General features: G+C 74.7%; 20 protein-coding genes and 1 pseudogene. 11 read left to right on the top strand and 10 right to left on the bottom strand.

Annotated elements, in window-relative coordinates; all coding sequences use genetic code 11:
• Nucleotides 1-3: 3 nt before the first annotated feature.
• A complete protein-coding gene (locus tag ABTZ58_RS25160) occupies nucleotides 4-2,082 on the bottom strand; it encodes a SpoIIE family protein phosphatase (protein ID WP_351360823.1) in 2,079 nt (692 codons plus the stop codon).
• Between the two features lie 238 nt (nucleotides 2,083-2,320).
• On the opposite strand from ABTZ58_RS25160, the gene ABTZ58_RS25165 reads away from it, so the two are divergent.
• The 3 genes from ABTZ58_RS25165 to ABTZ58_RS25175 all read left to right on the top strand — a co-directional run bounded on the left by ABTZ58_RS25165 (nucleotide 2,321) and on the right by ABTZ58_RS25175 (nucleotide 6,402).
• Nucleotides 2,321-2,692: a hypothetical protein gene (locus ABTZ58_RS25165; RefSeq protein WP_351360979.1), complete on the top strand. Its 372-nt coding sequence runs from the start codon at nucleotides 2,321-2,323 to the stop codon at nucleotides 2,690-2,692.
• A 1,105-nt stretch (nucleotides 2,693-3,797) separates the two neighbouring features.
• Nucleotides 3,798-5,813 (top strand): oxidoreductase, encoded by a 2,016-nt coding sequence (locus ABTZ58_RS25170; RefSeq protein WP_351360826.1) that lies wholly within the window; start codon nucleotides 3,798-3,800, stop codon nucleotides 5,811-5,813.
• 28 nt (nucleotides 5,814-5,841) lie between these two features.
• A complete protein-coding gene (locus tag ABTZ58_RS25175) occupies nucleotides 5,842-6,402 on the top strand; it encodes a PadR family transcriptional regulator (protein ID WP_309097868.1) in 561 nt (186 codons plus the stop codon).
• Nucleotides 6,403-6,468: 66 nt separating this feature from the next.
• Here the strand turns inward: ABTZ58_RS25175 and ABTZ58_RS25180 are convergent, their stop codons facing one another.
• Nucleotides 6,469-7,008, bottom strand: a complete 540-nt coding sequence (locus ABTZ58_RS25180; protein ID WP_351360829.1) for a hypothetical protein — start codon at nucleotides 7,006-7,008, stop codon at nucleotides 6,469-6,471.
• 170 nt (nucleotides 7,009-7,178) lie between these two features.
• Nucleotides 7,179-8,156, bottom strand: a complete 978-nt coding sequence (locus ABTZ58_RS25185) for a fibronectin type III domain-containing protein (protein ID WP_351360832.1) — start codon at nucleotides 8,154-8,156, stop codon at nucleotides 7,179-7,181.
• A 388-nt stretch (nucleotides 8,157-8,544) separates the two neighbouring features.
• Between ABTZ58_RS25185 and ABTZ58_RS25190 the strand changes: the two genes are divergently transcribed.
• Nucleotides 8,545-9,240 (top strand): glycoside hydrolase family 75 protein, encoded by a 696-nt coding sequence (locus ABTZ58_RS25190; protein ID WP_351360835.1) that lies wholly within the window; start codon nucleotides 8,545-8,547, stop codon nucleotides 9,238-9,240.
• 242 nt (nucleotides 9,241-9,482) lie between these two features.
• On the opposite strand, the gene ABTZ58_RS25195 is transcribed toward ABTZ58_RS25190, so the two are convergent.
• The 3 genes from ABTZ58_RS25195 to dhaK are packed head-to-tail and all read right to left on the bottom strand — an operon-like array spanning nucleotide 9,483 to nucleotide 11,527.
• Nucleotides 9,483-9,893: a PTS-dependent dihydroxyacetone kinase phosphotransferase subunit DhaM gene (locus ABTZ58_RS25195; protein ID WP_351360838.1), complete on the bottom strand. Its 411-nt coding sequence runs from the start codon at nucleotides 9,891-9,893 to the stop codon at nucleotides 9,483-9,485.
• Nucleotides 9,886-10,485: a dihydroxyacetone kinase subunit DhaL gene (dhaL, locus tag ABTZ58_RS25200; protein WP_351360841.1), complete on the bottom strand. Its 600-nt coding sequence runs from the start codon at nucleotides 10,483-10,485 to the stop codon at nucleotides 9,886-9,888. The genes ABTZ58_RS25195 and dhaL overlap by 8 nt, the downstream gene beginning before the upstream one ends.
• Nucleotides 10,486-10,534: 49 nt before the next feature.
• Entirely contained in the window at nucleotides 10,535-11,527 is a 993-nt protein-coding gene (gene dhaK, locus ABTZ58_RS25205; protein ID WP_351360844.1) for a dihydroxyacetone kinase subunit DhaK, read from the bottom strand.
• Nucleotides 11,528-11,640: 113 nt separating this feature from the next.
• On the opposite strand from dhaK, the gene ABTZ58_RS25210 reads away from it, so the two are divergent.
• Complete coding sequence (locus tag ABTZ58_RS25210) at nucleotides 11,641-12,543, top strand: bifunctional helix-turn-helix transcriptional regulator/GNAT family N-acetyltransferase (RefSeq protein WP_351360847.1); 903 nt, start codon at nucleotides 11,641-11,643, stop codon at nucleotides 12,541-12,543.
• A 259-nt stretch (nucleotides 12,544-12,802) separates the two neighbouring features.
• Here ABTZ58_RS25210 and ABTZ58_RS25215 read toward each other — a convergent pair.
• Nucleotides 12,803-13,228: pseudogene (locus ABTZ58_RS25215) on the bottom strand (glycosyltransferase); the annotation flags it as partial.
• Between the two features lie 96 nt (nucleotides 13,229-13,324).
• On the opposite strand from ABTZ58_RS25215, the gene ABTZ58_RS25220 reads away from it, so the two are divergent.
• Both ABTZ58_RS25220 and ABTZ58_RS25225 read left to right on the top strand, forming a co-directional pair.
• Complete coding sequence (locus tag ABTZ58_RS25220; RefSeq protein ID WP_351360850.1) at nucleotides 13,325-14,056, top strand: response regulator transcription factor; 732 nt, start codon at nucleotides 13,325-13,327, stop codon at nucleotides 14,054-14,056.
• On the top strand, nucleotides 14,053-15,165 hold the full coding sequence (locus ABTZ58_RS25225) for a sensor histidine kinase (protein WP_351360853.1): 1,113 nt from the start codon (nucleotides 14,053-14,055) through the stop codon (nucleotides 15,163-15,165). Before ABTZ58_RS25220 ends, ABTZ58_RS25225 begins: the two co-directional genes overlap by 4 nt.
• A 161-nt stretch (nucleotides 15,166-15,326) precedes the next feature.
• Here ABTZ58_RS25225 and crcB read toward each other — a convergent pair whose 3' ends face one another.
• From crcB to ABTZ58_RS25240, 3 genes are all read right to left on the bottom strand, one after another.
• Nucleotides 15,327-15,701, bottom strand: coding sequence for a fluoride efflux transporter CrcB (gene crcB / locus ABTZ58_RS25230; protein ID WP_351360856.1), 375 nt, complete (start codon nucleotides 15,699-15,701; stop codon nucleotides 15,327-15,329).
• Nucleotides 15,698-16,228 (bottom strand): fluoride efflux transporter FluC, encoded by a 531-nt coding sequence (locus ABTZ58_RS25235; protein WP_351360859.1) that lies wholly within the window; start codon nucleotides 16,226-16,228, stop codon nucleotides 15,698-15,700. The genes crcB and ABTZ58_RS25235 overlap by 4 nt, the downstream gene beginning before the upstream one ends.
• 320 nt (nucleotides 16,229-16,548) lie before the next feature.
• Nucleotides 16,549-17,142 (bottom strand): hypothetical protein, encoded by a 594-nt coding sequence (locus tag ABTZ58_RS25240; RefSeq protein ID WP_351360862.1) that lies wholly within the window; start codon nucleotides 17,140-17,142, stop codon nucleotides 16,549-16,551.
• A 116-nt stretch (nucleotides 17,143-17,258) separates the two neighbouring features.
• Between ABTZ58_RS25240 and ABTZ58_RS25245 the strand changes: the two genes are divergently transcribed.
• The 4 genes from ABTZ58_RS25245 to ABTZ58_RS25260 all read left to right on the top strand — a co-directional run bounded on the left by ABTZ58_RS25245 (nucleotide 17,259) and on the right by ABTZ58_RS25260 (nucleotide 19,635).
• Nucleotides 17,259-17,855 carry a TetR/AcrR family transcriptional regulator gene (locus tag ABTZ58_RS25245; protein ID WP_351360865.1) on the top strand — a complete coding sequence of 199 codons (597 nt, stop codon included), beginning with the start codon at nucleotides 17,259-17,261 and terminating at the stop codon, nucleotides 17,853-17,855.
• A 200-nt stretch (nucleotides 17,856-18,055) separates the two neighbouring features.
• Nucleotides 18,056-18,229, top strand: coding sequence for a hypothetical protein (locus ABTZ58_RS25250; RefSeq protein WP_351360868.1), 174 nt, complete (start codon nucleotides 18,056-18,058; stop codon nucleotides 18,227-18,229).
• Complete coding sequence (locus ABTZ58_RS25255; protein WP_351360871.1) at nucleotides 18,226-18,900, top strand: helix-turn-helix domain-containing protein; 675 nt, start codon at nucleotides 18,226-18,228, stop codon at nucleotides 18,898-18,900. The genes ABTZ58_RS25250 and ABTZ58_RS25255 overlap by 4 nt, the downstream gene beginning before the upstream one ends.
• 135 nt (nucleotides 18,901-19,035) lie before the next feature.
• On the top strand, nucleotides 19,036-19,635 hold the full coding sequence (locus ABTZ58_RS25260; protein WP_351360874.1) for an Rv1733c family protein: 600 nt from the start codon (nucleotides 19,036-19,038) through the stop codon (nucleotides 19,633-19,635).
• Nucleotides 19,636-19,754: the final 119 nt, after the last annotated feature.

Genomic DNA, 19,754 nt, shown 5'->3' on the forward strand with positions numbered 1-19,754 from the left:
GGCTCAGCCCGGGGTCGTCGCCCGCGCGATCAGCAGCGCCACGTCGTCGAAGTTGTCCGGCTCGTGCAATGTCCGCAGCAGCAGCTCGCAGACCTCCTCCAGCGGCCGGTCCGGCCCGTCCAGCAGCGACAGGAGCGTGCCGAGCCGGTCGTCGAGCGGGTCGCGCCGGGTCTCGACCAGTCCGTCGGTGTAGAACACCAGCCGGTCGCCGGGCTCCAGGTCGACGGTGGTGGTGGAGAAGGCGACCCCGCCGACACCGAGCGGCACCCCGGTCGGCAGGTCGAGCAGTTCCGGGGGCCGGCCGGCCCGGACGCGGACCGGCGGCAGATGCCCGGCGTTGGCGATCCGGCACTCCCGCCGGCGCGGGTCGTGGACGGCGTAGACGCAGGTGGCGATGGCCTGGTCGAGCCCCGCGGTGATCCTGTCGAGGTGCTCCAGGAGCACGTTCGGGTCGAGGTCCAGGGAGGCAAGCGTGTTGGTCGCCGTCCGCAGCCGCCCCATGGCCGCCGCGGCCGGGATGCCGCTGCCCATCACGTCGCCGACGACCAGCGCGGTCTTGTCGTCCTCCAGTGGGATCACGTCGAACCAGTCGCCGCCGACCTCGCTCGTGGCCCCGGCCGGCTGGTAGCGGGACGCCACCTCAAGCCCGCCCGTCACGGAGGGGATGCTGGGCAGCAGGCTGCGCTGCAGCGTGAGCGCGGTGTCGCGGGCGCTCTGGTACCAGCGCGCGTTGTCGATCTGCACGGCGGCCCGGGCGGCCAGCTCGCGGGCCAGCAGCAGGTCGTCCTCGGTGAACGGCAGCGGGTTGCGGGTGCGTTTGAGGTCCAGGGCGCCCAGCACCTGGCCGCGTGCGATCAGTGGCACCGCCAGGTACGAGTGCACCCCGGCCCGGCCCAGCAGCTCGGCCGCCTCGGGGGAGCGGGCGATGCGCGCCAGGTCCTCGTCCTTGACCTCCGGCAGCATCACGGGGCTCGCCGTGCGCACGCACCGGGTGACCAGCCGGTCGGGGGCGTAGCGGGCCACCTGCCCGGGCGGGTCGGCCGCTTCCAGCGCCTCGGCGGAGTCGTAGCCCTGGACCGCGAGCGCCCGGATCACCGCCGACTCGGTGGGGCCGAGGGTGGACTGCCGGCCCTGCACCACGGCGTCCAGCAGGTCCACGGCCGCGACGTCGGCGAGTTCCGGCACGGCCACCTCGGCCAGCTCGTGTGCCGTGTGGTCCAGGTCCAGCGTGGTGCCGATCCGGCCCGAGGCGTCCGCGATCAGCGCCAGCCGCCGCCGGGCCGCCTCGGCCTCGATGGCCGCCCGGTACTGCTCGGTGACGTCGACGATCGAGACGGCCACGCCCAGCACGGTCCCGAAGGCGTTCTCCAGCCGGTACAGCGAGACCGACCAGGCGTGGTCCTGGTGCGGATCGGCCGCGGTGCGCCCGATCGTGGACCGGTCGACGACCGGCGCGCCCGTCTCCAGCACGCGCCGCGTCGCGGCCTCCAGCGCGTCGACGTCCATCCCGGGCACCACCTCGCGCGGGGTGCGGCCCAGGTGCTCCTCGGCCGGTACGCCGTTGATCTCCTCCAGCGCCTTGTTGACGGAGACGTAGCGCAGGTCGGTGTCCAGCACGGCCAGCCCGACCGGGGACTGCGCGATCATCCGCGTCGACAGCGCCACCTCCCGCTCCAGCCGGTGCACGGTCGACTGGTCGGCGCACAGACCCAGCGCGTACACGTCGCCCTGGTCGTCCAGCAGTCGCATGTTGCGGAATTCCACCAGCCGGGTGCTGCCGTCCTTGCGGCGGATGGGGAACGCCCCGGCCCAGCTCTGCCCGGTGCCCATGACGTCCGAGAACAGCTTGACCACGAGGTCGACGTGCTGCTCGTGGACCATGATCCGCGCGGCGTACTGCCCGAGCGCCTCCCGCGCCTCGTAGCCGAACAGCTCCTCGGCCTGCGGGCTCCACAGCACGATGCGGCCCTCGGCGTCCAGGACCACCGAGGCCACGCGCAGGACGTCGAGCAGTCCGCTCGGGCGCTCCGAGCCGCGCAGCGGCTCGGAGCGCCCGGCCTCGGGAGACCCGGCTGCACTCATCCCACGCCCCGCCTTCGCCGTTCCTCGCGGCACGCCGTCACGGTGCCGACACCCCAGTTCTACCGCGCGGAGCCGTTCGTGGAAGGCCCCTTCCGTCACCTTCCACCATCTCCCACCGGGGCGCGTGCCGCCCTGCAAAGGCCGCCCCGCCGCCGGTAGTGCCCGGGGGAAGGTGGTGCTTTGCTGGGGGAGGGGCGGAAACGGCGGCGTGACCACGTAAGGAGCGATCACGATGGCGATGAACCACGAGCGACCGCACCCCCACTGCGTCTCGGTGGAGATCAGCGGGTGCAGCAAGCAGGACGCCCGGATCGTGTTCGACACGCTGTGCGCCTGCTTCGAGTCCGACCGGTGCGCCGACGACGTCCCGGAGGAACTGCACGAGACCCGCCCGACCGTCTGGCTCGGCACCTTCGACGTCGCCGACCCGCACGAGGAGGCGCATCCGCAGGCCCGGCTGTCGTCCTCGGTCGAGGCCGACCTGCACGGCGGGTACTGGGCGATCGAGCGGCTGCGTACGACCCTGGACTCGCTGTTCGACGTGCACGACCTGAGCACGGTCTCCGGCGACCAGGAGAAGGAACTGCACGTGCGCCTGCAGAGCCGCTGAGTTCCGCTGACGCCCCCGGCTGGCCGAAGCCAGGCGCCGAGGAGCGCGACGGAGGGCCGCACGTGGACGTCCAGCCGGTACGGGGGCCAGGCGGCCACGGCGTCCGCGGCCGGCCGCGGGCCCGGCGCCAGCGCGTCCGGCGCCAGCGCGTCCGGTTCCCGTGCCGCCGACCGGACCAGTGCTCGGCGGCGCGGGCTTCGACGTGCGGCGTGGTGCGGATGTCCGCCCCACCTCGCAGTGCTCCGGACGACGGAGAACCCCTGGCCGCCGTGGCAGGACGTCACCGTCAGCCTCGGTGGCAGCGGGAACGCCCCGCGCGCCGGGCAGGGGCGCCTCGTCCAGCAGCCGGACCGGATCGCGTCGCCCGTGACACGGCATCACCACCGCCGTCCGGTCCGACCCGGAGTGCCCGGACGCCCCGTGCGGGGTGCTCCCGGCCCGCCGCAGCACCCTGCCGACCACGACCTCGTCGAGCCCGGGGCAGCCGGTCATCACCCCGGCCGGGCGGACGGCCTCGACGCCGGCGAGGCAGGCCCGGGCGCCCCCGAAGCGGCCGGTGGCTCCGGCGTCGAGCAGCACCGCGAACCCGCCGCGCAGCCTCCCGTCCAGGCCGTGCGGCTCCACCGCGAGGCGGAAGAACAGGGACGCGGCAGAACAGGGACGCGGCGAGCTTCGAGCCCGTCGCGCCCCGGCCGTGCAGCCGGCCGCACCACGTCCCCGGCGTCGGGCGGGAAGGACCAGGCCGTCGCGTCGCCGTACGGCGCGGAGTCCACCCGGGCGTCCCGCGTCCACCAGGGCCGGTTCGCCCGCCGAGATCTCCACCGGCAGCGCGACCGCGTGGCCGGGGCCGTCGCGCGGCAGGAGGTGCGGCAGCCCGCGGCCGGCGAGCCACTCCTCCCAGGCGGCCGGCACCGGCCGCGCGGTCGTCGAGGCCGGCCCGGCTCGGGTGGCACATCAGATCACCGGCGAGTCCACCACCGCGGACAGCGCTCCAAGGCCCCTGGTCATGGCCCTACTGTGCCCTCCATCACCTTGTGCAACTAGTTGCATAAACCCTCGGTAGTCCTCTACAACTACAGGCACGACACCGCGCACGGAGGGCCCGATGAGCCGTTACCCGCACCTGCTGAGCCCCCTAGACCTGGGCTTCACCACCCTGCCCAACCGGGTCCTCATGGGCTCCATGCACGTGGGCCTGGAGGAGGCCGAGGGCGGCTTCGCGCGCATGGCCGCCTTCTACGCCGCCCGCGCGCGCGGGGGAGTGGGCCTGATCGTCACCGGCGGCATCGCCCCCAACGACGAGGGACGGCCCTACGAGGGCGGCGCCAAGCTGACCACCGAGGCGGAGGCCGAGCAGCACCGGGTCATCACCGACGCCGTGCACCGCGAGGGCGGGCGGATCGCGATGCAGATCCTGCACTTCGGCCGCTACGCCTACCACCGCGACCTGGTCGCGCCCAGCCCGCTGCAGGCGCCCATCAGCCCCTACCCGCCCCGCGAGCTCACCGACGCCGACGTCGAGCGGACCATCGACGACTACGTCCGTACCGCCCGTCTCGCCCGGCAGGCCGGCTACGACGGCGTCGAGATCATGGGCTCCGAGGGTTACCTCATCAACGAGTTCATCGCGCTGCAGACCAACCGGCGCACCGACCGCTGGGGCGGCTCGTACGAGAACCGCATGCGCTTCCCGCTGGAGATCGTGCGCCGGGTGCGCGAGGCGGTCGGCGACGACTTCATCGTGATCTACCGCCTCTCCATGCTCGACCTCGTCCCGGGCGGCTCCACGCTCGACGAGGTGATCACCCTCGCGAAGGCCGTCGAGGACGCCGGGGCGACGATCATCAACACCGGCATCGGCTGGCACGAGGCCCGTATCCCCACCATCGCGACCTCCGTGCCGCGCGGCGCCTACACCTGGGTCACCCGGCGGCTGATGGGCGAGGTGTCCGTCCCGCTCGTCACCACCAACCGCATCAACACCCCCGAACTCGCCGAGGAACTGCTCGCCGAGGGCGCGGCCGACATGGTGTCGATGGCCCGCCCGATGCTCGCCGACCCCGACTTCGTCACCAAGGCCGAGGCCGGCCGCCCCGAGGCGATCAACACCTGCATCGGCTGCAACCAGGCCTGCCTCGACCACACCTTCAGCGGTCTGATCACCTCCTGCCTGGTCAACCCGCGCGCCTGCCACGAGACCGAACTCGTGCTCTCCCCGACCCGGCTGCGCAAGCGCGTCGCGGTCGTCGGCGCCGGGCCGGCCGGGCTCGCCTGCGCGGTCTCGGCCGCCGAGCGCGGGCACGAGGTGACGCTGTTCGACGCGGCGGGCGAGATCGGCGGGCAGCTCAACGTCGCCCGCAAGGTGCCCGGGAAGCAGGAGTTCGACGAGACGCTGCGCTACTTCCGCACCCAGCTCGACTGGCACGGCGTCGACATCCGCCTGAACACCCTCGTCACGGCCGGGGACGTCGACGGCTTCGACGAGGTCGTCGTCGCCACCGGCGTCACCCCCCGCACCCCCGACATCCCGGGCGTCGACCACCCGAGCGTCCTCGGCTACCTCGACGTCCTGCGCGACGGCGCCCCCGTCGGCGACCGGGTCGCGATCCTGGGTGCGGGCGGCATCGGCTTCGATGTCGCCGAGTACCTCACCGACACCGGCGACAAGGCCCACGAGGACCCCCGGACGTACTTCCGCCAGTGGGGCGTGGACATGGACTACCGCGCGCCCGGCGGCCTCGCCGCGCCCGAGCGGCCCGCCCCGCCACGCACCGTCCACCTGCTGCAGCGCAAGACGTCCAAGGTCGGCGCCGGCCTCGGCAAGACCACCGGCTGGATCCACCGCACCGAACTCAAGCACCGCGGCGTCACCATGGTCCCGGGCGTGCGCTACGACCGGATCGACGACGCCGGACTGCACGTCACCATCGGCGACGAGAGCACGGTGCTCCAGGTCGACACGATCGTGCTGTGCACGGGCCAGGAGCCGCGCCGCGGGCTCTACGAGGAGCTGATCGCGGCCGGGCGCAGCGCGCACCTCATCGGCGGGGCCGACGTGGCCGCGGAACTGGACGCCAAGCGCGCCATCAAGCAGGGCACCGAGCTGGCGGCCGCCCTGTAGTGCGGGAACACGTCCCTAGGATGAGGCCATGTCACTCCCGCACGCGATCCTCACCGCCCTACTGGAGAAGCCGTCGTCCGGGCTGGAGCTGACCCGCCGCTTCGACCGGTCGATCGGCTACTTCTGGTCGGCGACGCATCAGCAGATCTATCGCGAACTCGGGAAACTGGAGGCCGACGGCCTCATCCGGGCCCTGCCGTCTGAGCAGCCGGCCCGCGGGCAGAAGAAGAGCTACGAGGTGCTGCCCAAGGGCCGCGCCGAACTCGCCCGCTGGACCGCCGCCTCCCAGGACCCCAAGCCGCACCGCGACACGCTGCTGCTGCGGCTCAGGGCTGCGGCCGTCGTCGGCACCGCCGGCCTGGAGGCCGATCTGCGCCGCCACCTGGAGCTGCACGAGCGGCAGTTGGCGGAGTACCGGGAGATCGAGCAGCGCGACTTCCCGCCCGGCCGGGACGGCACCGAGGACCGGCTGCGGCACCTGGTGCTGCGGGCGGGCATCGACCTGGAGACCTTCTGGACCCAGTGGCTCAGGCGTGCCCTCGCGGACTTCGCCGAACTGCCGGGCCCGGAGCCGACCCGGCCGGCCTGACCGGGACGTGACGGCGGCCCGCCCGGCCGGAGCGCTTCGACCGGGCGGGCCGCCATCCGTACCGGGTCAGAGCCGGTACGGCTTGGTGCGCCGGCGCAGGTACCAGGCCGTCGCGAGGAGGCCGGCCCCGACCAGCGTGCCGCCCGCCACCAGCGTGACGGTCCCGTAGTCCGTCGACGATCCGCCGACCCCGCCCATGACGCCGCGGGACGGTGAGGCCGAGGGGGACGCGGTCCGCGTGGGGGTGGGGGCGGGGGAGACCACGACGGACTGGGTGCCCGCGGTGGTGCCGTCCGAGCAGATGACGATGACGGTGTACGTGCCCGCGGTGACGTTCGACCAGGCGGCGGACTGGCTGGTCGACGTGCCCGACAGGGTCACCTGCCGCCCCTGGGCGAAACTGCCCTGACTGCTGGTGAGCAGCGAGGCGGTGCCCCAGCTGCCGTTGATCTGGGTGCACGAACTGGTCGTGACCGACACCGTGGAACCCGTGGTGCTGACGGAGATGCCCGGGCCCGCGGTCGCGGGCACCGCCGCCAGGGCGAGGGGCAGCGCGGCGGCGGCCACGGTCAGGCCGGATCGGGAGACTATCGATGAGTTGCGCATGTGGACTGCCCTCCGGCGGCACGGTTGGCGGTACATCCCTAGCGCCGCCAAGGGTCGGGAACGCCCGTGCTGCCTCAGGGTCAGCCAATGCGCCCCGGGTCCGGGCCGCACGCCGGACGCCGCCGTGCAGGTGACGTCGTGCCGCCCCGGCCGCTGCCGTCGGGCGTGGGTCAGCGCCGCGCGCCCGTCGTCACCGTCCGCTCCGCCGAGAAGCCTCCCCAGGTGCCGTCCGGCAGCATCGCCCGGATGCGGACGCGGTGGGTGACCCCGCTGTCCCGCCCCACGTAGAAGCTGTACGTCGCCCGGCCGCGCGGCGGGTTGCCGCCGAACACGAGGGACGTGGCCGCCCGGCCGTCCAGCTCGATCTGGTACTCGGTGACCACACCGTCCACCCGGGGCGGCACCCAGCTGAGGTCGAGGTGGTAGGCCCCGTCCGCGCGGCGGCTCGTCGCCCGGAAGCCGGTGGGCGCCGTGGCGCGGCCGTCGTCGCTGCCCGGTGTGGCGAGGCGGACGGCGGCACTGGCGGGGGAGACGTTGCCGGCCGCGTCCCGGGCCCGGACGGTGAACACGTAGGCCGTGCCGGGCCGCAGCCCCGTGACGACGGTGGCCGTCTGGCTCCCGCCCACGCTGTGGATCTTCGTGCCCCCCTGGTGGATGTCGTACGACACCACATCCCGGTCGTCCGTCGAGGCGGACCAGGACAGCTGGACGGCCCGGCTCCCGGCCGGGCGCCCGCGGGGTGCCGCGGGGCGGGCCGGCGCCGAGCGGTCGTCCGCGGCGGCCGCCGGTGTCCTCGCCCGGACCTCCCGGCTGGGCGGCCCGAGCCGCCCGTCGGCGTCCCGCGCCCGCACGGTGAAGACATACCGCGTGGACGGCCGCAGCCTGGTGACGTCCACCATGTGCTGTGAGCCAGGCACCTCCTTGACCTTCGTGGTGCCGCGATACACCTCGTAGCGGTCGGCCCGCTCGGTCGCGTTCCACATGACGTGCACGCTCGTGGCGCTGCCCGCGGCCGCGGTGACGCCGGTCGGCGCGCCGGGTGGGGAGCCTGCGTCGTCCTCGCCTGTTCCGGCCCAGCCGCAGGAGGCGACCAGGGCGGCCGTCGCGCAGAGCACGGCGCACCGGCGGAGCAGGGCAATTCGTCGCACGGGACTGCCTCCCGGGGTGGGGCTCGGGAATGGTCCGGACCAATATGACGCGACTGACGCGATCACATCAAGAGGGTGGAGTCGAGGGTTCGGTGTCCCGACGTCGTGCGCGACCGCTCGGCGGAGTTTCGTATGCTGATGTTCCTCACGGCCGAACACCCGGCGGACGCCGGGGAGTTCGGGCTTGTCGCGCGGACCGCTGTCGTCGCAGATGCCGCGTTGGCGCAGGTGGCCGGGAGGCCCGGGTCTCACACGGACTCAGGCCCCCGGCCCCTTTCATCCCTTGGGCACGTGCACCGTCCGGCCCACCAGCGGTGGCCCGCCGATCACCCCGGGGGCCAGATTGGGCTGCGTGCCCGTCAGGTCCCCGAGGAGAGGCTCCCGTATCGTGCGTGTCCAGTCGCTCTCACTGGCCGCGGCCAGCGCCGCCCTGCTCGCCCCTGCGACAGCCCCCACCACCCAGCCCCCGCACGGCGATCCGCCCGTGGCGACGCGCGAGGCCACGGTGACCGCCACCGGCCTGCTGGCCAAGGTGCGCGACTGCGCCCCCGTCTCGCGCGGCCGCTACCGCAGCGACTACGGAGCCCCCGCCACCATCCCGGTCTGCGGCACCGGCGACGCCGTGTACTGGAAGGCGGACATGGACATCGACTGCGACGGCCGTCCGGGCCCGCGCTGCAACCGCGGCACCGACCCCTACTTCGCCCCCGGCACCGCCTTCGCGCAGTCCGACGGCCGGCCCCTGAGCGCCGAGCGCCTGCCCTTCATCGTCGTGCCGGCCCCGAGCCGCATCTGGGACTACCGGGACCACGGCGTCCGCGGAGGGTCGGTCGTGGCCGTCATCCACCGGGACCGGGTGCAGTACGCGGTGGTCGGCGACACCGGCCCGCAGCACATCATCGGAGAGGCGTCCTACGCCGCCGCCGAGGCCCTCGGCATCCGCCCGGACCCGCACGGCGGCGGTGTGGCCTCGGGCGTCACCTACATCGTCTTCAAGAACACCCGTGTGTCCCCCATCGAGGACCACGCGGCCGCCGTGGCGGCGGGGGAGCGTGCGGCGAAGCGGTTCGTGGGCGCCCGCTGAGGGGCCGCCGTGCTGCCACGTCGGGCCGTCGCGATGCCGGCGACGCCGACGCGGCCTGTCGGCGAGCGAGCAGTGACCGATGCCGCCGACCCGCCGCGAGAACGCCTGCGGCGCCGACATCGCCCGGCGCCGGGCCAGGGGCAGCAGCGCCGTGGACGGAGACGAAGGCGGGCGCGGCCGGCAGGGCGTGGCGACCGGGCCCGCCGGTAACCGGCGGGCCCGGCCCGGGCCGTGTGCGGACCTCACACCTTCCGGTACGCGTACGCCTCGGCGGCGGCCGCCTCCACCGCCGCCAGATCGGCCCCCGTGGAGGCCGTCACGACCGCGGCCACGGCTCCCTCCACGAACGGGGCGTCCACCAGCCGTGTCCCCTCGGGCAGTTCGTCGCCCTCCGCGAGCAGCGCCTTCACGGTCAGCACCGCGCTGCCCAGGTCCGTCAGGACGGCGACACCGGCTCCCCGGTCCACGGCCGCGGCCGCCGCGGCGATCAGCTCCGCGCTGGTGCCGAGCCCGCCGCCCTCGGTGCCGCCCGCCGGGGCGACCGGCACCGCCGTGCTGCCGCCCGCGAGCCCCTTCGCCAGCTCGGCGACCGAAGAGGCCACCTCCGCGCTGTGCGACACCAGCACGATTCCCACCAGCCGCTCGTCACTCACCGGCGGCCTCCGCGAGGGCGGCGATCAGCAACGCCGAGGACGTGGCGCCGGGGTCCTGGTGCCCGATGCTGCGCTCACCCACGTAGCTCGCCCGTCCCTTGCGCGCCTGCAAGGGCGTCGTCGCGACGGCACCCTCCTCCGCGGCGGCGCGGGCTGCCGCGAACGACTCGCCGAGCGCGTCCACCGCGGGCACCAGCGCGTCGATCATGGTCTTGTCGCCCGGCGCGGCACCGCCGAGCGTCATCACCGCGTCCACCCCGGTCCGCAGCGCCTCGGTCAGCTGCTCCGCGCTGACCTCGGACTCGTCCCCGAGCGCCTTGCCCGCCCGGCGCAACAGCGTGCCGTAGAGCGGCCCCGAGGCACCGCCGACCGTCGAGATCAGTTGGCGTCCGGCCAGCGTCAGGACCCCGCCGGGCGTGCCGGGGGGCTCCTTGTCCAGGGCGGCCTTCACCGCGCGGAACCCGCGCTGGAGATTGCTGCCGTGGTCGGCGTCCCCGATGGGGGAGTCGAGGGCGGTGAGCCGTTCCGCCTCGCGGTCGACCAACGCGGCGGTCGCCGTCATCCAACGGCGGAAGAAATCGGCGTCGAGCACTGGATCTCCTTGCCTGGTAGGTACGTGGTGATCCTCTACCCCCTGTCTCTCACACGCCCCAGCGCAGGGCCGGTGTCCTCACAGGGGCGTCCCACAGTCGCAGCAGTTCCTCGTCGGCCTGGCACAGGGTGAGCGAGGCGCCCGCCATGTCGAGGGAGGTGACGTAGTTGCCCACCAGGACACGGGCCACGGCCACGCCGCGCTCCGCGAGCACCCGGTGCACCTCGGCGTTGAACCCGTACAGCTCCAAAAGGGGCGTCGCGCCCATGCCGTTGACGAGGACCAGCACCGGGTTGCGCGGCCGGAGATCCTCCACCACGGCCTCGACGGCGGCCTCGGCGATCTCGCCCGAGGTCATCATCGCCCGCCGCTCCCGGCCGGGCTCGCCGTGGATGCCGATGCCCAACTCCAGCTCGCCGGGCGGCAGATCGAAGGTGGGGCTGCCCTTGGCCGGGGTGCTGCAGGCGCTCAGTGCGACACCGAAGCTGCGGGAGTTCTCGTTGACCTGCCGGGCGATGGCCTCCACCCGCTCCAGCGGCATGCCCTCGTCGGCGGCGGCGCCCGCGATCTTCTCCACGAAGAGCGTCGCCCCGGTGCCGCGCCGGCCCGCCGTGTAGAGACTGTCGGTCACCGCCACGTCGTCGTTGACCAGGACCTTCGCCACCCGGATGCCCTCGTCCTCGGCCAGCTCGGCGGCCATGTCGAAGTTGAGGACGTCACCGGTGTAGTTCTTCACGACGAACAGCACCCCGGCCCCGCTGTCCACGGCGGCCGCCGCGCGCAGCATCTGGTCGGGCACGGGGGACGTGAACACCTCACCCGGACAGGCCGCCGACAGCATGCCGGGACCGACGAATCCGCCGTGCAGCGGCTCGTGCCCCGAGCCTCCGCCCGAGACCAGCCCCACTTTCCCGGCGACAGGAGCGTCCCGCCGCACGATGACCCGGTTCTCCACGTCCACGATCAGGTCCGGATGGGCCGCCGCCATACCGCGCAGCGCGTCCGCGACCACGGTCTCCGGGACGTTGATCAGCATCTTCACGGGTACCTCCTGGTGAGAGCAGGTGTGCCTCCGTCTCATCCTTGCACGCATGCCCGGAGGCGTCCCCCGGCACCGCGTTGCCGCGACCGTCCTTGTCTGACTAAGGTCAGACGATGACGGCGGAGCAAGTGGAGCAGGTACGGCGCTTCAACCGCACGGTCGCGGAGCGGGTCGGCGTGCTGCACGACCACTACCTGGGCGCCGCGCGCCCCTACGGGCAGGCCCGGCTGCTCTGGCAGATCGGCGACGGAGGCACCCACGACGTCCGCAGCGTCCGCGACCGGCTCGGACTCGACTCCGGCTACGTGAGCCGGCTGCTGCGGGCCCTCGAACGCGACGGCCTCGTCGCCGTCGAGCCGCACCCGCGCGACCGGCAGGTGCGCACCGTGCGGCTGACCGAGGCCGGACGCGCGGAGCGCGCCCTCCTCGACGCGCGCAGCGACGCACTCGCCGCCTCACTGCTCGCCCCGCTCGACGCCCGGCAGCGGGACCGGCTGGCCTCCGCCATGGTCACGGTCGAGCGGTTGCTGACCGCCGCGGTCGTCTCCCTGGAGGTCCTCGACCCCGGTCACCCGGACGCCGCGCACTGTCTGCGCGCCTACGCCGCCGAGCTCGCCCAGCTCTTCGACGACGGCTTCGACCCCGCCAGGAGCCTGCTGCCCGACCCGGGCGAACTGCGGGCGCCACGCGGTCTGTTCCTCGTCGCCCGGCTGCACGGCGAGCCGGTGGGCTGCGCCGGGCTGAAGCTGCCGGCCGGAGCCCCCGCCGAGATCAAACGGGTCTGGGTCCGCCCCGACACCAGGGGCCTCGGCCTCGCCCGCCGCCTGCTGGCCGAACTGGAGGAGCGCGCCGCCCGGCACGGCAGCGAGCGGGTACGGCTCGACACCAACAAGGCCCTGACAGCGGCCACGCGCCTCTACCGCGACAGCGGGTACACCGAGGTACCCGCCTTCAACGACGAGCCCTACGCCCACCACTGGTTCGAGAAGCGGCTCACCCCGCGGCCGGAGCGGTGAGCGGGCCGCTCCCTCGACCACCGGCGTGCACTCACCATCCGGTGCGCAGCAGATGGTTGCGGAGCGGCGCGAGCAGGGCCTGCCCGGCGAGCCGGGCACGGGGGCGGGGCAGGGGCGCGCAGGCCGGGAGCAGCCACCACGCGAAGGGCGGCCGGATGCGGTCCGTCTCCGCCTTGCTCATGCCGGACAGGTCCCCGCCGCCAGCGGGGCGGCGGACACCAGGACGGTGGGGCGCACCGCCGCGCCGCCGGCCCGGCCGGGCGCAGACGGCGCGGACGGCCGTTTGCAGCGGACAGCCGCTGCGCCGGTCGGTGCGACCGAGGCCGGGCAGCGGCGCGCGCCCGGGCGGCGCGCAACGGACCGAGATCGTGCAGACGCAGCCCGGTGCGGCGGTGCGGTAACCGCGCGAGGGCGGGAAGCCCGGCGCGGGCGCGGTCCACGCGCCCCGGCCCCGCGGCCGTCGCCGCCCGAGCGCCGGATCGGCCCGGGCCTCGCGCACTTCACGCGCGCAGGGGACGAGGGGCGCCGGGTCGAGCGAGGCGTCGCAGCCGCGGAAGCACACCACCCAGGCGGTGGCGGCGGTCGGCCCCGCGCGGCAGGCGGCGCCGAAGCCGCGGCGGGGCCCGGCCACGGCCGTCGCCCCGGGCACGCGGGCGACCCCCGCCGAGCCGTCGGTGGAACTGTGGCATAACGGACGACCGCTCCTTACGAAACCCGGACGTCGAAGGCCCGGGCCCCATCCGGCGCCCCGCCGGTGGCGGCGCGGTGCCAGGCTGGAGGCATGCAACAGCCGTACGAGCCCGCACGGGCGGGCGAGGGGTCCTCGCGGATCCTCGTCGTGGACGACGATCCGACCGTCGCCGAGGTCGTCGCCGGATACCTGGACCGCGCCGGCTACGCCGTAGACCGCGCCGACGACGGCCCGACCGCCCTCGCTCGCGCCGCAGCGCACCGGCCCGACCTGGTCGTGCTCGACCTCATGCTGCCGGGCATGGACGGCCTGGAGGTGTGCCGGCGGATCCGCGGGCAGGGGCCCGTGCCGGTCATCATGCTTACCGCACGCGGCGACGAGGACGACCGCATCCTGGGCCTGGAGGTCGGCGCCGACGACTATGTCACCAAGCCCTTCAGTCCGCGCGAACTGGTCCTGCGCGTGGAGTCCGTGCTGCGCCGCAGCAGGCCCGCCGCCCCGGCGCGGCGGCTTGCGGCGGGCGGTCTGACCGTCGACCCGGCGGCCCGCCGCGCCACCAAGAACGGTGGCGAACTGGCCCTGACTTTGAGGGAGTTCGACCTGCTGTCCTTCTTCCTGCGGCATCCGGGGCGGGCGCTGGGCCGCGAGGACCTGATGCGCGAGGTGTGGGGCTGGGACTTCGGTGACCTGTCGACCGTCACGGTCCACGTCCGGCGGCTGCGCGGCAAGGTCGAGGACGACCCGGCCCGGCCCCGGCTGATCCAGACCGTGTGGGGCGTCGGCTACCGCTTCGACCCGTCCGGCGCGGAGGACGGGGCGTGAACGACACCCTGCTGATCGCCCTGTACGCCTTCGCCGGCGCCGCCGTCACCGGGCTGGCCGGAGCGGTCCTGCTGCGCCTGATCCGGCGCCGCTCGCTGACCGCCTCGCTCGCCGTGGTCGCGGCGGTCGGGGTCGTCGCGATGCTCGCCGGCACGCTCGCCGTCGCCTGGGCGATGTTCCTCTCCCCGCACGACCTGACCGTCGTCACGACCGTGGTCGCCATGGCGGCCGTCGTCTCGCTGGCCACCGCCCTGCTGCTGGGCCGCTGGGTCGTCGCCCGCAGCCGCGCCCTCGCCGTGGCCGCGCGCTCCTTCGGCGACGGCGGGGACTTCACCGCACCCGACGGGCCGACGACCGCCGAACTGGAGTCCCTGAGCCGCGAACTGGCCGCCACCAGCGCCCGCCTGGCCAAGTCCCGGGAGCGGGAGCGGGCCCTGGAGACCTCCCGGCGCGAACTCGTCGCCTGGATCTCGCACGACCTGCGCACCCCGCTGGCCGGGCTGCGCGCCATGGCGGAGGCCCTGGAGGACGGCGTCGCCGCCGACCCCGACCGCTATCTGCGGCAGATACGCACCGAGGTCGAACGCCTCAACGACATGGTCGGCGACCTCTTCGAACTCTCCCGCATCCACGCCGGCACGCTGCCCCTCACGCCCACCCGGATGTCGCTGTACGACCTGGTCGGCGACGCGCTGGCGGGAGCCGATCCGCTCGCCCGGGAGCACGGGGTGCGCCTGGTGGGGGACCGGATCGAGCCGGTGCCGGTGGAGGTGGACGGCAAGGAGATGAGCCGCGTCCTGGGCAACCTGCTGGTCAACGCCATCCGCCGGACGCCGGCCGACGGCACGGTCGCGATCGCCGCCGAGCGGTCCGCCGACGGCGTCGTGGTGTCGGTGACGGACGGCTGCGGCGGCATCCCCGAGGAGGACCTGCCGCGCGTCTTCGACACCGGCTGGCGCGGCACCCACGCCCGCACGCCCCCGGCGGGCGCGGGCCTCGGGCTCGCCATCGTGCGGGGGATCGTGGAGGCGCACCAGGGCCGGGCCACCGTGCGCAACATCCCCGGCGGCTGCCGCTTCGAGGTGGTGCTGCCCACCACCGCCTCCTGATGCGGGCAGCACCACCGGCCGCGACGCCCCCCGCATCGCGGCCCGCGCGAACTCCGTCCTGCCCGCCGCGACCCGGCCTCCGGCCGCCATCCGAGCCCGCGCCGCGAGCCGCGCGGCGTCGCTCGCCCGGGTCTGACGCGGGTGTGGTCGGGCGGGAGCGGCTACCCCGGCAGGGCCTGTCCGGCCACGCCCCCGAGGAAGGCCGCGGCGAGTCCGGCGACGACGCTGAGGACGACGTTGACCGCGGCGGACGGCTTCGCGCCCGTCTCGGCCAGGCGGACGGTCTCGAAGGAGAACGTGGAATAGGTGCTCAGCGTCGCGCACAGCCCCGGCCCGACCAGGTGCTGGAGAGCGGACGGCACGGCCGTGGCCGTGGCGGCGCCGGTGAGGAAGCCGAGCACCGTGCAGGCGGCGAGGTTCACCGTGACGGTCCCCCAGGGGAAGTCGCCGCCGTGCCGGGCCTGGACGGCGCGGTCGACGAGATAGCGCAGGGGCGCGCCGACCGCGGCCCCCACGACGACCATCAGCCAGTTCACGCCTCGCCCTCCGTCCTCGCGGTCCGCGGCAGGGCGAGCAGCCGTGTGAGCCGGGCCCCGGCCCACACGGCGAACAGCGCGGCCGCGAGCGTGGCGGCGAGGTAGAGCAGGGCGGTTCCGGCCCGGTGGTCGACGAAGAGGCCACGGGCGTCGACGGCGTAGGTGGAGAACGTGGTGTAGCCGCCGAGGACGCCCGTGCCGAGGAAGGGGCGCACGAGGGGGTGGGCGGTGGTGCGCTCGCTGATCACCACCATGAGCACGCCCATGGCGGCGCTGCCGGTGACGTTGATCCAGAGCGTGGTCCACGGGAAGGCACCCGGGACGGTGGGCCACAGCAGGGTGGCGCCGTAGCGGGCGCAGGCGCCGAGGACGCCGCCGGCCATGACGGCGGCGAGGATCTCGGCCTGACGCCGCCCGGGACCGGGGGCCTTGCGCGGGGGCCACGGGCCGACGGCCGTGTCGGGGTCGACGGGCCGGGCCCGCCGGCCGGCGGCCGGGGCACTGTCGTGGGGGCGGTCGGGGTGCACGGCGTTCAGACTCCTACCTGATCGGCTCGGACCGCGTGCGGGTACGCGGAAGGGTCAGGCAGGGACCGTTGGCGGCCGTCACGATCACGACCACGGTTGGGTACGGCGGGCCCCACCGCCGTACTGCCGTCCGGCTCGGGCCCTGCTCGGCTCGGGTTCCGGTGCGGCGGCAGCGCGTCCACTTTACCGGCCGCCCCGGAACGACCGGTGGCGAGGCCCCGGCCGGGCCAGGGAGACAGGTCATGCGAGCAGACCGGGGCGGGCCATGCGATCAGCAGACCGGGGCGGGCCATGCGATCAGACCGGGGCAGATCATGCGGTCAGACCGAGCGGCCCGCGGCAGCGTCGGCTCGTTCCAGGCGCAGCAGGCGGAGTGCGGAGGCGAGGAAGAACACCCCGCCGAGGAAGGCGTAACCGGCCAGGGCGGCGAGGGAGGCGTCCTCCTGGGCGGCCTGCGCGATGAAGGAACCACCGGCGAGCGTGGAGATGGCACCGCTGGCGATCATCGGCCACTGTCCGCCCACGCCGCGCCGCAGAACACCGACGATCAGCTGGACGAGCCCGGCGGTGATCGCCCAGGCGCCCCAGACGCGCAGGACGGCCGGGACGCCGGAGAAGCAGGCGGCGATCAGAGCCGCGGCGGTGACGGAGCTGAGCACGATGTTCGCCTGGAGCCCGCGCACCGGTCCGCCGCCCGGCCTGGCGGACCTCAGGTCGACGACCGCGCAGGCCACGTCGAACAACGGGTAGATCACCAGCAGCGTGGTGCTGAGCGGACCCAGGGAGCGCGCGGAGCCGAACAGCAGGGCGGCCCAGACGGCGGCGAAGGCGAACCGCAGGAGGTACAGACGGCGCAGTGCCGCGGACGAGTTCGTGGTGGGGAGGGCGACGGGGGTGACGACGGAGCCGCGCATAGAGGGCCCCTTTCTCGAATGAGGGAGAACGTTCGGTCTTGCGTTTCATCAAAGGCGCCCCGGATCCGCCTGTCAAGACCGAACGTTCTCCCTCATCGGCTGGTACGGTGATGTCCATGAGCGCGCGCACAGAAGGCGGGAGCACGTCCGAGGCGCGGTCGCGGCTGCTCGGCACGGCGACCCGGATCTTCTACGCCGAGGGGATCCACTCCGTCGGCGTGGACCGGATCATCGCCGAGGCCCAGGTCACCCGCGCCACCCTATACCGGCACTTCAAGGGCAAGGAGGAGCTGATCCTCGCCTACCTCCGCCAGGCCGACGAGGGCATCCAGGGGCAGGTGGCGGCCATCAGGGCGCAGGGACTTCCGGCGGCCGACACGGTCCGCGCCGTCGGCCGGTTCATCACCGACGGCATCCGCACCCCGGGGTTCCGGGGGTGCGCCTTCCTGAACGCGGCGGCCGAGTACCCCGATCCCGCGCACCCGGTCCACCAGGCCGTGCTGGCCCACCGGCAGTGGTTCCTGGAGACCGCCACGGACCTGCTGGCGCAGGCCGGCTGCACGCCCCCCGACGCGGCGGGCCGCCACTTCGTCATGCTCCGGGACGGTGCCATGGCGGCGGGCTGCCTCTTCGATCCCGCGCTGATCTCCGAGACCTTCCTGCGCGGCGTCGACGACCTCCTGCGCACGGGCACGGGCACGGCCCCGGCCTAGAGGCAGGCGCGGTCGCGGGCACCCCGGCCGGGACCACGAGGACCGGCAGCCCCGGCCGTCGCCTCCGCGCGGCTCGTGGCCCCGGCACGGCCCGTCGGCCGGGACAGGGCCGTCCGGCCCGAGCGCGTTCCGCCGATCCGCGCGAAGCTGGAACTGCGGCGGAACCGGACAGACCGCCCGCGCCAGGAAGGTGGGCACGCATGCAGGGCTACGTCCCCACGGTCCCGGGTCGGTCCGCCACGGCCCGGCCGGCGCACGGCGTCCTCGCCCGGGCCTCCCGCACCGGTGTGCCCAGGGCGGTGCTGGCCGAGGAGCGGCACGAGGACGTCGTCCCCGATCGGGCGGCCCGACGAGGAAGAGGTGACGTGCCATGACCGAAGGGGCCTCGTCCCATCCGGTGGGAGGCCGCGCCCGAGGCGATCTCGGACGGCGGATCACCCAGCGGCGCACGGAACTCGGCCTGTCCCGTCAGGAGACGGCCACTCGCGCGGGCATGGCACCGGCCTACCTCCAGTACCTGGAGGAACGGCCGACCGCCGACCCGGGCGCGGGCACCCTGCTCCGGCTGGCCGGAGCACTGAGGACCACGGTGTGGCACCTGACCGGCGGCGACACCGAGCTGCCGCCCGGCCTCGGCCGCGCCGCCCGGACCCCCCGGTTCACGGAGCTGACCGAGGCGGAGTGCCGCGCCCTGCTCGCCACGCACGGAGTAGGACGTCTCGCCGTACCGGCGGACACCGGGCCGCTCGTCGTGCCGGTCAACTACCAGGTCGCCGACGGCGCGATCGTCTTCCGCACCCAGCCCGGCACCACGCCCGCCGAGGCCGAGGGCCACCAGGTCGCCTTCGAGGTGGACCGCATCGACGAGGCGTTCAGCGAGGGCTGGAGCGTGCTGGTGCGCGGCCCCGCGCGGGCCGTGACCGACCCGGACGAGGCGGCCCGGCTCGACGAGCAGGCCCACACCACGCCCTGGGCGGGCGGCCCGCGCGATGTGTGGCTGCGCATCGAGCCCGTCGCCGTCACGGGGCGCCGGATCACGGTCTGAACGACGCGGCGGACGCCGATCGCGGCGGCCGAGTCCCGGGCGACGGGCAGTGTCCCGCCGCGTCCGGGCCGCACGGGAGGCGCCGTCCGGTCCGGGCGGCGCAGACTGGAAGCACTCCCGTGAGGGGGAGGCGCGATGACGCAGACGCCACGGAGGAACGCGGCCCGGGTGCGGTTGTGGCGATGGCGGAGCAATCCGCTCCGTCGGCGCAGCGACCGCGTCGAGGCCTGGATCGTGCTGGTCAGCTGGGCCCTCGCGGTGCTGTGCGGGGCGATCGCCGCCCCGGTGGCCGCCGGGGCCGTGGGCGACACCCTGGCCGCGGAGCGCGCGCAGGCGCGTGCCGTGCCCGCCGTGCTCACCGAGCGGGCGCCGAGGACCCCGCAGGTGACGTCGGACGGCTCGGCCGGCGACACGGTGTGGGCCATGGTGCGCTGGACGGCACCGGACGGTTCCCCGCGCATCGGACGGGCCGAGGCCGAGCCCGCCGCCGCGGCGGGAACGCGGGTGACGGTGTGGACGGACCGCGCCGGCGCGCTGGTCGAGCCGCCCCTCACCCCGACGGAGTCACTGTTCCAGGCGGTGGGCACCGGCGTCCTCGCCGGAGCCGGCGCCGCAGCGGCCGTCTGGGGCTGCGGGCGGCTGGCGCGCCGGCGCCTAGACCGGCTGCGGCTGGAGCGGTGGGACGCGGAGTGGGCCCGGGTCGGGCCGCAGTGGAGGAGACGCATGACCGGCTGACCGGAGCGGCCGGTGCCCGGTGCGCTCGAGGCCTGCCCCGGCTGACCGCGCGCCGCTGCCCCGGGTGCGACGGTGGAAGCGGATCCTGGAAAGGACACGGACCCAGCAGGGCTCCAGTG

Source organism: Streptomyces sp. NPDC094143 (genome assembly GCF_040303825.1).
In the GTDB taxonomy this organism is placed as follows: Bacteria; Actinomycetota; Actinomycetes; order Streptomycetales; family Streptomycetaceae; genus Streptomyces.